The organism is Alteromonas sp. D210916BOD_24, from assembly GCF_047159385.1.
GTDB lineage: Bacteria > Pseudomonadota > Gammaproteobacteria > Enterobacterales > Alteromonadaceae > Alteromonas.
The window spans coordinates 1-13,049 of record NZ_AP038333.1 but is presented as its reverse complement, the minus strand read 5'-3'; the positions used below and the strand labels follow the sequence as shown (position 1 = coordinate 13,049).

The window sequence follows — 13,049 nt, the reverse complement described above, 5'->3', positions numbered from 1 at the left end:
CATCACATCATTAAAATTGTGGAAGTAATGAATAATCAACACACTTTTGCGCAAATAAAGCACATCCTCAATAATCACTCGACGTTACTCGATGCATATGGATTGTTAGAGCCAATTATACTCGAGCTATTTGGTGCGCAACGCATGAGTATTTTCCAGCGTCGTCGGCAACATCAGGACTTAGTCGCTCGCTTTAAAACCGGAAAGGAAACGTTGGAAATAAAGGTGCCGATTAGTCCCATGTCTATAGCAGGCTATGTGGCGCTATCTCAAAAATCACTCGTCATAGACGACCCGTACAACCCCTTACTCCTACAGAACATACATCCGCGTTTGCGCTTTGCCGACAAATTTGACAAAGACAACGACTTCAAGACCCGCAATATATTGTGTGTCCCTATTATGAATGCTGGCGTGCTGATGGGTGTCATTCAGATTATTAATAAGAACGAAGGTGCTTTCACCGAGGAGGATTTAAAACAAGGAAACGCACTGGCTTTAATTCTGGGCGATAAGTTCAGATTTGAACTGGGCGGTACACACAACCCATTTGATTTATTAGTTCATAAAGATTTACTTGAAGAGTCTGTTTTGCAAGAAATGCAAGAGGCAACTCCAGATACCAGTGCCCTAGTACAGCGCCTGACGTCTGAGCTTCGCATTCCCGAACATGAAATAGGCAATTCACTTTCTGTACATTACCAAGTCCCATACATCGCCTATTTGCCCGACAAATATCACAAATTTGAAAATGAAAGTCGTTTAAATGTCTCTTATTTAAAGCGCAATTTTGTCGCAGTTATTGCCGATGCCCACGACAATCCTATTGTGCTGATGGCAGAGCCCAACAACGCTGCTTTATTAATGGAAATTGAGCGCGCTATGGGTATAGAAAGCTATGATATTGCGGTGAGTCTACCTAGCATTGTGCTGCAATACCTAGGTGAAGGTAGCGGCGGCAGCGGTCCAGGTGAAATGAGCGAAATTCTTGATGAAATCAGCTCTTCGTCTCAAGACAGTGAAGATCACGTTGATGAACTATCTGATGACGCCCCTGCAGTTGTGCGACTGGTAAGCCGAATTCTCCATGATGCAAAGCGTTTAAATGCTTCCGATATCCATATTGATCCAGAGAAAAATGCACCTACTAGGGTGCGCATGCGAGTTGATGGCATATGCCGCGACATGAGCCAAATTCCAAACTCCCATCACAATGCCGTGATTGCGCGGATCAAAATCATGTCTAACCTGAACATTGCCGAAAAGCGCGTGCCACAAGATGGCAAGCTTGCCTTTAGAATGAATGGGCAGCTTGTAGAAGTTCGGGTTGCGACCATTCCCACAGTAGCTGGGGAAGGTGTGGTTATGCGTATTCTCGCCTCAGGTGGTGCCATGCCTATAGACAAAATGAACTTATCACCGACAACTCGCGCACGCCTGGAAGAGATGATCAAGAAACCTCACGGGATACTATTGGTAGTAGGCCCAACAGGTTCAGGCAAAACCACGACATTGCACGCTATTTTAGGGTATCTCAATACACCAGAAAAGAAGATATGGACCGCGGAAGACCCTGTAGAGATAACCCAGCCGGGATTACAGCAAGTTCAGGTAAGCCCCAAAATAGGCTTCACGTTTGCCAATGCGCTTAGAGCGTTTTTACGTGCTGACCCTGACATTATTTTAATTGGTGAGATGCGCGACAAAGAAACCGCCCACGCAGGTATCGAAGCATCACTAACTGGCCATTTAGTGCTATCGACACTACACACCAATTCTGCACCCGAGACCATTACCCGATTGCTGGACTTAGGCTTAGATCCAGTTAACTTTTCGGATGCGTGTGTAGGCATTCTTGCCCAGCGGTTAATTAGAACGCTATGTGGCAATTGTAAAGAAAAATACACCGCCAGTGATACCGATATCGCCTTTATCGAACGACAGTATGGAAAGGCGCACTTAGCAGAACTGAATATTTCTGACGGACTAGAACTTTACCGGGCAAAAGGGTGTGAAGAATGTGGCAATACGGGTTACAAGGGTCGCACCGGTGTACATGAACTGCTTGGCATGACACAGGCGCTGCGCTCATTGGTCTATAAAGAAGCGAGCGTAAGTGAAATGAAAGCTCAGGCTAGTGAAGACGGCATGCGAACATTGGTGCAAGACGCAATTTATAAAGTGCTTAAAGGAGATACTGACTTAGCACAAGTTCAAATTGTAGGCGGCGAATAAAAATTAATACGCCCAGCAATTCACTGGGCATATTAGCGCTTGTTAAAATACTATTTACGTAAATATTCTCGAATTACATAGTGAAGAATGCCGCCATTTTCGAAGTAAGTGAATTCATTAGATGTATCTATGCGAATATCCATCATAAAAGATTTCACTTTACCCGCTTCGGATGTAACCGATACTTCGACTTCTTTTTGACCACGTTCTACGGCATTTATCGAAAACAGTTCATCCCCTTTAATACCAAGTGAACTGCTGCTGTCGCCGGGTTTAAACTGTAACGGTAAAATACCCATACCAATCAAATTCGAGCGGTGAATTCGTTCGTAGCTCTCAGCCAACACAGCTTTCACGCCCATTAGCGACGGTCCTTTTGCAGCCCAGTCACGACTGGAACCGGTGCCGTATTCCTTGCCACCTATTACGATTGCGGGTACACCTTCCTCTTTATACCGCATAGCCGCGTGGAAAATAGACATGCGATCTTTGCTGGGGAAGTGAGTCGTAGCACTGCCTTTCGTCCCCGGCGCTAATTGGTTTTGAAGACGCACATTTGCAAACGTACCTCGCATCATGACTTCGTGGTTACCTCGCCTAGAGCCATACGAATTAAAGTCACTAGATGACACGCCAAGTTCCTGTAAATATTCACCTGCAGGACTATCTTCTGCGATGGCGCCTGCTGGTGAGATGTGATCCGTGGTTATAGAATCACCGACTTTTACCAAACAACGGGCATTGGAAATAGCATGAAGGGCCGCGGGCTCTTTTCCCATGACCTCAAAAAATGGTGGGTGCTTTATATAGGTCGAGGCGGGCCAATCGTAGACAGAAGTTTGACTTACATCTAGTGCGTTCCACTCTCCGCTACCTTTAAATACATCTGCGTATTTTTCCTTAAACAAGTCGCCTGTCACGTTTTCCGCTATGTATTGCTGAATTTCCTCTTCTGTTGGCCAAATGTCCTTCAGATAGACCAAACTACCGTCTCTCGCCTGGCCAAGCGGCTCCTTCGTAATGTCGATGTTCATATTACCGGCTAAGGCATAGGCGACAACTAAAGGCGGGGAAGCCAGATAATTAGCCGCGACATCTGGGTGGATACGTCCTTCGAAGTTTCGGTTTCCTGACAACACTGACGTTACGGTAAGCTTTGCTTTTCTGATCGCATCGGTAATAGCATCGGGTAGTGGACCGGAATTTCCGATGCAGGTAGTACAACCATAACCGACTAAATTAAACCCTAGAGACTCAAGTGGTTTCATTAAACCCGCATCTTCTAAATACTGGGTGACCACTTGAGAACCAGGTGCAAGCGATGTTTTCACCCATGGTTTACGAGTGAGCCCTTTTTCAGCGGCATTCCTTGCTAGTAAGCCTGCGCCAACAAGTACTGACGGGTTTGATGTATTAGTGCAGCTGGTAATTGCTGCTATAACGATAGCCCCGTCTTCCAGGTTGAATTTATTGCCTCTGAATTCGACAAAAGAATCGTGCTCCTCGTCCACGTCGTCTGACGTCCCTAACCCCGCTTCAGCGATGAGATCAGTTTCCTCATCCAGTACTTTTACGTCAATTTGTGTACGATGCCATTCTTTGAAAGCTTCAGCGGCATCGGTCAACGCAATTTTATCTTGCGGGCGCTTTGGACCGGCAATAGACGGTACCACGTCTTCTAAATTCAGTTCCAAGGTTTCGTGGTATTGTGCATCTTTACAATGGTCATCATGCCACAAACTTGAGAACTTCGCGTACGCTTCCACTAGGGCAATGTGATTTTCATCCCTTCCCGTTAACCGCAAGTAGTCGAGTGCGACGTCGTCGATGGGGAAAATGCCACACGTCGCCCCGTATTCTGGCGCCATGTTAGCGATGGTAGCTCTATCAGCAGTAGTAAGATGTTTAAGACCTGGCCCGTAAAACTCAACAAACTTGCCCACAACGCCATGCTCGCGAAGCTGTTGAGTAATGGTCAAAACCATATCTGTGGCGGTCACTCCTGCCGGTAGCTTACCCGACAACCTAAAGCCTACGACTTTAGGGAGTAGCATAGTCACAGGCTGCCCCAACATGGCCGCTTCTGCTTCAATACCGCCAACACCCCAGCCGAGTACGCCAAGACCATTGATCATCGTGGTATGTGAGTCAGTCCCCACTAATGTATCAGGGTAGACAAGCGTCTTGTCGCCTTCAGATTTAGTGAAGGCACACCGCGCTAAGTACTCTAGATTAACCTGATGGACTATCCCGCGACCAGGCGGAACAACTTTAAAGTTATCAAAACTCGATTGGCCCCATTTTAAAAACTGGTAACGCTCTTTATTGCGTTTAATCTCAATATCCGTATTTTTCTCTAGCGCATCTTCTTGTGCAAAGTAGTCAACCATGACCGAGTGGTCTATGACCAGCTCTACAGGGTTTAAGGGATTAATAGCTTGTGCATCGCCGCCCAACCGGTTTACTGCGTCACGCATGGCGGCAAGGTCGACAATTGCGGGCACGCCGGTAAAGTCCTGTAGAATTACTCGAGCAGGCACAAAAGAAACCTCGTGGTCTACATGGTTGTGTGTATCCCACTTAGCCACTTGTTCGATATCATTGCTATTCACAAACTCTTTATCTTCGTGGCGTATTAAGTTTTCAAGAAGAATTTTAATGCAGAATGGGAGCCGGTCTAACTCGTACTTACTTCCAATTTTATCGAAACTAACCGCGTTGAAGGTTTTGCCATTCACTTCAAGCTGCGAAAAAGACTTGTATGTCATACGCTCTCCATCCTTATTTGCCTGTTGTTCAAAATACTAAGCAACACTTAAATTATCGTTATAGCGTAGTTAACCGTTAACTGTTCTGCTACGTCGTGCTTAGCCTAGTATTTGTACGGCGTGTACGTGAAAAAAGGTTCACTTGATATATCCCATATAACTCGAGATTGTTGATCTTTGGTGTACAGTTTTTGGTCTAAATGGAAGCCTTATAATCGCGAAACAGACGTGCAGGCTTAAAGGGCTAAGTTAAAGGGCTATGACAAAAAGTAAAAGGCGCTAAGTACAAGTCATAAAACGTAAGTGCGGTTTGTGAAGCATTACACATCGCGATGACAAACTCGTGGCATCACTGAGTTTTGCTTCAACATTTTACTCTCAGCAAGTTGATACGAATTACTTTTCGTTTACATATTTGCTACAACGCTATTTTCATATAATCCAACTAACGGTATGCTAGACCTAAAAAGAATAGCGCCAAACGCCTTTTATAATTTGGTACTAAAAGAGCGCTTGCGCCATAAAAAAATGACACACTCATGCCCCACTCTCTAATAAAGAAATACAAGCTAGCGCCACATCCTGAAGGTGGCTATTACCGTCAGGTTTTTCGCTCTGATCACGAAATAAATTCATTCGTACACACGGAAACACGGCCCGCACTGACTCACATTTACTTTTTGCTGCTAAAAGGTCAGGTCAGTCGCTTTCATCGTGTGCTCCACGATGAAGTGTGGAATCACTATGAAGGTGCGCCTTTACAGCTTTATCAATTGGACAAGCAGCAGTTGTGGGAGCGCAGGATCGGAGGCGAAACGAATGAATATGTGGAAGTAGTCAAAGCAGGTAATTTTCAAGCCGCACAAACTATGGGAGAGTATTCTTTGGTCGGCTGCACTGTCGCACCAGGCTTTGACTTCGCCGATTTTAGCTTTATAGAAGAACCCGCTATGAAACAGTGGTTAGGGGTTGCCCACCCAGATTTGAGCCGATTTATCTAATATTTGCCGCTCTCTGAGCGGCATAGCACGTCTCACTAACTTAAAGATCGAGTCTTAGCAGCATTTTTGTCATGTCTTGAACTGGATTTTTCGCTGACTATCTAGGATGATAACGACAGTTTCTAAATATACGTCTGAACGTCCAACTGAAGGATTGAACCAGACATTTTTACTCTAAACCAGCAGGTAACCCAACTATGTATAAATTGGTACTTATTCGCCATGGAGAAAGTCAGTGGAACTTGGAAAACCGTTTTACTGGCTGGCACGATGTTGACTTAACTGACACTGGCGTAGCGCAAGCAAAAACCGCTGGTCAGCTACTTAAAGATGCTGGATTTGCATTTGATCAGGCGTATACGTCTGTTCTTCTGCGTGCAATTAAGACACTCAATATTGCGCTTGAAGAAATGGGCCAGCACTATTTGCCCGTTGAGCGCCACTGGCGTTTGAATGAACGCCACTATGGTGCACTTACAGGTTTGGACAAAGCAGAGACTGCAGCCAAGCACGGTGAAGACCAAGTTAAAATTTGGCGTCGTAGTTTCGATATTCCGCCGCCGGCTGTTGAAACTGAAAGTGAGCACTTTCCAGGGCACGATCCTCGCTATAGCCATGTTGACGCTGACATTCTCCCTCGCGGCGAAAGCCTTAAATTGACTATCGAACGTGTACTGCCATATTGGCATGACGTTATTCGCCCTGACATTCAAGCGGGCAAGCGCGTGATTATCGCAGCGCACGGTAACAGCCTTCGCGCTTTAGTTAAATATCTCGATGGCATGTCTGACGAGGAAGTACTTGGTCTAAATATTCCTACCGGTGTACCACTTGTTTACGAGCTAGACGAGAACTTAAAGCCAATTTCTAAAGAGTACCTTGGCGATCCGGACGCGATTAAAGCAATGATGGATGCTGTTGCCAAGCAAGGTAAAGCTAAGTAACACGTATGATGTAACAAGAAAGCCAGCTTAACTGCTGGCTTTTTGTTATGTGCTATTTAGCGCAATTGGGCAGTTCTCACTGACTATTAGCCAGTTTTTCTAACAATGTTTCAATCCGTTTAACGCTATTGATAAGCGTCGCCATATCGGCGTTGGCTTCTCCAGATTCAGTTGTATTTGCCGTATTGTTTGATTGCATACCAGACAGTACCTTGTCTTTTTGAGTAAGAATTGTCTCTCTGAAATTAGCAGCTTCATCAATACCAATCAAAGACACAAGTGCACCGTTAGCTGACTGACCTGCAGTTTCAAATGATAGGCGGTACAAATTAAACATGCGCATAATAGGGCCTTGAATCATCGCAACATCGGTGATTTTTTCAAGGGGAATAGATTTCTCTTCTTTATTAAATATTCCACGTTTTACAACCAACTTTCGTTCAGTGATAGTTGCTGACATAGCTTCAAGAGCTTTGCCACTGATGAATAAAAAAATGGGGACAGTAAATAATAGAAATAAAATGCCAAATACGGACAATACAGAAACAACTAAAAGTGTAATCAACCAATATTGTTTAACCGCCGGATTAAATGTTGCCTCTAATATTATTTTGTCTGACATACGCATTCTCTCTTTCGGTTTTGGTTGTTTTAACCTACTTAAATAGAAGTAGTAGTTCAAGAAGCGAAATGTTTCAGGAAGTGTAGTGGGTATTTGCCGTAATAGATCGGAACTAGATTTAAGCGTAGTATTTAAGCCAATTTGAGTACATACATTTTAATTATTTAGCCTGTATGCATAAAATTCATTGGCATCTGTATAAAGAAAAAAACCCGCCGTTAGGCGGGTTAATCTTAATGGGACCTGGCAGTGTCCTACTCTCACATGGGGAAACCCCACACTACCATCGGCGCTAATACGTTTCACTTCTGAGTTCGGAATGGAGTCAGGTGGTACCGTATCGCTATGGCTGCCAGGAAAAACTGGTTTGCAGTAACGTTGACTGCGTAAAGCTGATGGCTTATCAACTTCACTTTAATTCTTTTAGCCTATATGCATAAAATGCTGTGGCTTCTATTTAAAGCAAAAAACCCGCCGTTAGGCGGGTTTCTTTTATTAGGACCTGGCAGTGTCCTACTCTCACATGGGGAAACCCCACACTACCATCGGCGCTAATACGTTTCACTTCTGAGTTCGGAATGGAGTCAGGTGGTACCGTATCGCTATGGCTGCCAGGAAAAACTGGTAACAATCTAGAAAACTGGATATCAATTCAATCAGTGAGTAACTACTTTTCACTCTACTTAAACATATAGCTTGTCGTTACAACGCTCTCAAGCAAACTTACCTCAACCTTGCTCTGCTTTAGCGAGTAAGAAAATTATCAGTAAAACCACGTTTTACGTTTAAATAATTTTCTACGCCCACTTGCGCAGCAAGTGCTTGTAGGTAAAAAGCTTCTTGGGCGTTGTATGGTTAAGCCTCTCGGGCAATTAGTACAGGTTAGCTTAACGCCTTACAACGCTTCCACACCCTGCCTATCAACGTCATCGTCTATAACAACCCTTCCAGACCTTAAAGGTCAGGGATGACTCATCTTTGGGCCGGCTTCCCGCTTAGATGCTTTCAGCGGTTATCCGTTCCGAACGTAGCTACCGGGCAATGCCATTGGCATGACAACCCGAACACCAGCGGTTCGTCCACTCCGGTCCTCTCGTACTAGGAGCAGCTCCCATCAATCATCCAACGCCCACACCAGATAGGGACCGAACTGTCTCACGACGTTCTAAACCCAGCTCGCGTACCACTTTAAATGGCGAACAGCCATACCCTTGGGACCGACTTCAGCCCCAGGATGTGATGAGCCGACATCGAGGTGCCAAACACCGCCGTCGATATGAACTCTTGGGCGGTATCAGCCTGTTATCCCCGGAGTACCTTTTATCCGTTGAGCGATGGCCCTTCCATACAGAACCACCGGATCACTATGACCTACTTTCGTACCTGCTCGACGTGTCTGTCTCGCAGTTAAGCTAGCTTATGCCATTGCACTAACCTCACGATGTCCGACCGTGATTAGCTAACCTTCGTGCTCCTCCGTTACTATTTGGGAGGAGACCGCCCCAGTCAAACTACCCACCAGACACTGTCCACAATCCCGATAAGGGACCTATGTTAGAACATCAAACATACAAGGGTGGTATTTCAAGGACGGCTCCACATAATCTAGCGACCATGCTTCAAAGCCTCCCACCTATCCTACACATGTAGGTTCAATGTTCAGTGCCAAGCTGTAGTAAAGGTTCACGGGGTCTTTCCGTCTAGGTGCGGGTACACAGCATCTTCACTGCGATTTCAATTTCACTGAGTCTCGGGTGGAGACAGCGTGGCCATGGTTACACCATTCGTGCAGGTCGGAACTTACCCGACAAGGAATTTCGCTACCTTAGGACCGTTATAGTTACGGCCGCCGTTTACCGGGGCTTCGATCAAGAGCTTCGCTTACGCTAACCCCATCAATTAACCTTCCGGCACCGGGCAGGTGTCACACCCTATACGTCCTCTTACGAGTTTGCAGAGTGCTGTGTTTTTAATAAACAGTCCCAGCCACCTGGTCACTGCGACCCCCATCTGCTTACCACGCGAAGTGTTCACAAACAGGGGCGTACCTTCTCCCGAAGTTACGGTACAATTTTGCCGAGTTCCTTCACCCGAGTTCTCTCAAGCGCCTTAGTATTCTCTACCTGACCACCTGTGTCGGTTTGGGGTACGGTTCATATAATCATAAGTTTAGAAGCTTTTCCTGGAAGCAGGGCATCAACAACTTCACCACCGTAGTGGCTCGTCTCGTGTCTCGACTTTGAAAAAAACCCGGATTTACCTAAGTTTTCAGCCTACACACTTTCACTTGGACAACCAACGCCAAGCTTGCCTAGCCTTCTCCGTCCCTCCATCACTGATTATATAAGTACGGGAATATTAACCCGTTTCCCATCGACTACGCATTTCTGCCTCGCCTTAGGGGCCGACTTACCCTGCCCTGATTAGCATGGGACAGGAAACCTTGGTCTTCCGGCGTGGGAGTTTTTCACTCCCATTATCGTTACTCATGTCAGCATTCGCACTTGTGATATGTCCAGCAAGCTTTACAACTCACCTTCATCCACTTACACAACGCTCCCCTACCCAGCATGTAAACATGCTGCCGCAGCTTCGGTATATTGCTTAGCCCCGTTACATCTTCCGCGCAGGCCGACTCGACTAGTGAGCTATTACGCTTTCTTTAAAGGGTGGCTGCTTCTAAGCCAACCTCCTAGCTGTCTGTGCCTTCCCACATCGTTTCCCACTTAGCAATATTTTGGGACCTTAGCTGGCGGTCTGGGTTGTTTCCCTCTCCACGACGGACGTTAGCACCCGCCGTGTGTCTCCCGGATAGTTCTCATTGGTATTCGGAGTTTGCAAAGGGTTGGTAAGTCGGGATGACCCCCTAGCCTTAACAGTGCTCTACCCCCAATGGAATTCGTCCGAGGCTCTACCTAAATAGATTTCGGGGAGAACCAGCTATCTCCCGGTTTGATTGGCCTTTCACCCCCAGCCACAAGTCATCCGCTAACTTTTCAACGTTAGTCGGTTCGGTCCTCCAGTTGATGTTACTCAACCTTCAACCTGCCCATGGCTAGATCACCGGGTTTCGGGTCTATACCTAGCAACTAAACGCGCAGTTAACACTCGCTTTCGCTACGGCTCCGTTATTCACTTAACCTTGCTACTAAATATAAGTCGCTGACCCATTATACAAAAGGTACGCAGTCACCCCATCACTAAATGTCCCGCTTGCCCTTGCGTTGCATCTTGTATCGTTTTTGACGCTTCCGTTTCTCACGTACTTTTATGTACGCTGCGAGACGGTTCGTAAAAAACGCACAACCTGCTTAGCAAGCGCTGCGCTACATCAGGTGAGCTTCTCACTGAGCGCCGAGGCACTTAGTGATGGGGCTCCCACTGCTTGTACGTATACGGTTTCAGGTTCTATTTCACTCCCCTCACAGGGGTTCTTTTCGCCTTTCCCTCACGGTACTGGTTCACTATCGGTCAGTTAGGAGTATTTAGCCTTGGAGGATGGTCCCCCCATATTCAGTCAAGATAACACGTGTCCCGACCTACTCGATTTCACTGTAAAGAACGCTTCGTGTACAGGGCTATCACCTTGTATCGCTCCTCTTCCCAAAGGATTCCACTACACTCTAAACAGCTTAAGGGCTGATCCCCGTTCGCTCGCCGCTACTAGGGGAATCTCGGTTGATTTCTTTTCCTAAGGGTACTTAGATGTTTCAGTTCCCCTCGTTCGCCTCGTTACACTATGTATTCATGTAACGATACCTGTAAACAGGTGGGTTTCCCCATTCGGACATCTGTGGTTCAAATGCATTTTGTCGGCTCACCACAGCTTTTCGCAGACTTACACGTCCTTCATCGCCTCTAACTGCCAAGGCATCCACCGTATACGCTTCGTCACTTAACCATACAACCCCAAATAGCCTTCTGTTTTGGACTTTATGCTTCGCGGCTTTTCCTCGTTCACTCAGTTACATACGTTTATGTATGCGCCTTCGCTCACTCGTCTACCCGCTTGCCTAAACCCCAAACCATCGCCCATTACGTTTTTCAACCTAATAGATGATTGCTTTCCCGCCTTTTGAATCCGGGATTGAGTATTGTTGTATGCATGACAAGCTAATCGGAAGAATTGCCTTGCTATCAAATCATCGATTGATAACAAGCAATTCAGTCAAGTAGAGTAAAAAGTCATCTTTCGATTTCTCAGTTACTCAATTTTGATTGATTACTATTAATATCAGCTTTCCAAATTGTTAAAGAACTATTGTGCAAAATCGTGATGCGTAGCATCGTGACTTTTGCGCAAGGAGGACCAACATTACTCTCAAGAGTTTCGTTGCTACCCCTAGGGTAAAAAACCCTAATCAATCTTTACTAAAACAGTAAATATTCATTAGGATTCAACTTCCGTTTTGACACATCTTTTTGCCATCTATTTTCTTCTTAGACAAGGCATCGGATTGCGTAGCGTGCTAACAGCACGTGAGCGATTCGATAACGCCGTATAAGGAGAAAATGGTAGGCTTGGGCAGACTTGAACTGCCGACCTCACCCTTATCAGGGGTGCGCTCTAACCAGCTGAGCTACAAGCCTGTGGTGGAGCTAAGCAGGATCGAACTGCTGACCTCCTGAATGCAAATCAGGCGCTCTCCCAGCTGAGCTATAGCCCCATAAACTTGTGTCGTTCTTCATTTTTAAACAAGACTATCTGTGTAGGCACTGCATCAAGTGCGTCTTTCGACGTAATGGTAAGGAGGTGATCCAACCCCAGGTTCCCCTAGGGTTACCTTGTTACGACTTCACCCCAGTCATGAAACACAAAGTGGTAATCGTCCTCCCGAAGGTTAGACTAACTACTTCTTTTGCATCCCACTCCCATGGTGTGACGGGCGGTGTGTACAAGGCCCGGGAACGTATTCACCGCAGTATTCTGACCTGCGATTACTAGCGATTCCGACTTCATGGAGTCGAGTTGCAGACTCCAATCCGGACTACGACATTCTTTAAGGGGTCCGCTCCACATCACTGTCTCGCTTCCCTCTGTAAATGCCATTGTAGCACGTGTGTAGCCCTACACGTAAGGGCCATGATGACTTGACGTCGTCCCCACCTTCCTCCGGTTTGTCACCGGCAGTCTCCTTAGAGTGCCCAACTTAAGGCTGGCAACTAAGGACAAGGGTTGCGCTCGTTGCGGGACTTAACCCAACATCTCACGACACGAGCTGACGACAGCCATGCAGCACCTGTGTCAGAGTTCCCGAAGGCACCAATCTATCTCTAGAAAGTTCTCTGCATGTCAAGTGTAGGTAAGGTTCTTCGCGTTGCATCGAATTAAACCACATGCTCCACCGCTTGTGCGGGCCCCCGTCAATTCATTTGAGTTTTAACCTTGCGGCCGTACTCCCCAGGCGGTCTACTTAGCGCGTTAGCTTCGCTACGCACGAATTAAATTCACACACAGCTAGTAGACAGCGTTTACGGT

The 13,049-nt window shown here is 46.3% G+C and carries 5 protein-coding genes, 2 tRNA genes, 3 rRNA genes and 1 other annotated feature; of the genes, 3 read left to right on the top strand and 7 right to left on the bottom strand.

Going from position 1 to position 13,049, the window contains the following annotated elements; translation table 11 throughout:
- Positions 1-27 precede the first annotated feature (27 nt).
- A complete protein-coding gene (locus ACMCM8_RS00050; RefSeq protein ID WP_412724232.1) occupies positions 28-2,235 on the top strand; it encodes a GspE/PulE family protein in 2,208 nt (735 codons plus the stop codon).
- A 50-nt stretch (positions 2,236-2,285) separates the two neighbouring features.
- On the opposite strand, the gene acnA is transcribed toward ACMCM8_RS00050, so the two are convergent.
- Complete coding sequence (acnA, locus tag ACMCM8_RS00045; protein WP_412724230.1) at positions 2,286-5,003, bottom strand: aconitate hydratase AcnA; 2,718 nt, start codon at positions 5,001-5,003, stop codon at positions 2,286-2,288.
- A 539-nt stretch (positions 5,004-5,542) separates the two neighbouring features.
- On the opposite strand from acnA, the gene ACMCM8_RS00040 reads away from it, so the two are divergent.
- Both ACMCM8_RS00040 and gpmA read left to right on the top strand, forming a co-directional pair.
- Positions 5,543-6,004 (top strand): cupin domain-containing protein, encoded by a 462-nt coding sequence (locus ACMCM8_RS00040; protein WP_412724228.1) that lies wholly within the window; start codon positions 5,543-5,545, stop codon positions 6,002-6,004.
- Positions 6,005-6,201: 197 nt separating this feature from the next.
- Positions 6,202-6,948 (top strand): 2,3-diphosphoglycerate-dependent phosphoglycerate mutase, encoded by a 747-nt coding sequence (gene gpmA, locus ACMCM8_RS00035; RefSeq protein WP_412724226.1) that lies wholly within the window; start codon positions 6,202-6,204, stop codon positions 6,946-6,948.
- 76 nt (positions 6,949-7,024) lie between these two features.
- Here the strand turns inward: gpmA and ACMCM8_RS00030 are convergent, their stop codons facing one another.
- The 6 genes from ACMCM8_RS00030 to ACMCM8_RS00005 all read right to left on the bottom strand — a co-directional run bounded on the left by ACMCM8_RS00030 (position 7,025) and on the right by ACMCM8_RS00005 (position 12,237).
- A complete protein-coding gene (locus tag ACMCM8_RS00030; RefSeq protein ID WP_412724224.1) occupies positions 7,025-7,570 on the bottom strand; it encodes a PH domain-containing protein in 546 nt (181 codons plus the stop codon).
- Between the two features lie 241 nt (positions 7,571-7,811).
- Positions 7,812-7,927 (bottom strand): 5S ribosomal RNA (gene rrf, locus ACMCM8_RS00025).
- 143 nt (positions 7,928-8,070) lie between these two features.
- Positions 8,071-8,186 (bottom strand): 5S ribosomal RNA (gene rrf, locus ACMCM8_RS00020).
- Between the two features lie 235 nt (positions 8,187-8,421).
- Positions 8,422-11,471, bottom strand: a 23S ribosomal RNA gene (locus ACMCM8_RS00015).
- 612 nt (positions 11,472-12,083) lie between these two features.
- Positions 12,084-12,160 (bottom strand) — tRNA-Ile (locus ACMCM8_RS00010).
- A 1-nt stretch (position 12,161) separates the two neighbouring features.
- Positions 12,162-12,237, bottom strand: a tRNA-Ala gene (locus ACMCM8_RS00005).
- Positions 12,238-12,316: 79 nt separating this feature from the next.
- Positions 12,317-13,049: a sequence feature (16S ribosomal RNA rRNA prediction is too short), on the bottom strand.

Excerpts from the sequence above, each read along its gene's own strand:
- acnA (WP_412724230.1), bottom strand. The coding sequence starts at position 5,003 with ATGACATACAAGTCTTTTTCGCAGCTTGAAGTGAATGGCAAAACCTTC.
- ACMCM8_RS00050 (WP_412724232.1), top strand. The coding sequence starts at position 28 with ATGAATAATCAACACACTTTTGCGCAAATAAAGCACATCCTCAATAAT.
- gpmA (WP_412724226.1), top strand. The coding sequence starts at position 6,202 with ATGTATAAATTGGTACTTATTCGCCATGGAGAAAGTCAGTGGAACTTG.
- ACMCM8_RS00030 (WP_412724224.1), bottom strand. The coding sequence starts at position 7,570 with ATGTCAGACAAAATAATATTAGAGGCAACATTTAATCCGGCGGTTAAA.
- ACMCM8_RS00040 (WP_412724228.1), top strand. The coding sequence starts at position 5,543 with ATGCCCCACTCTCTAATAAAGAAATACAAGCTAGCGCCACATCCTGAA.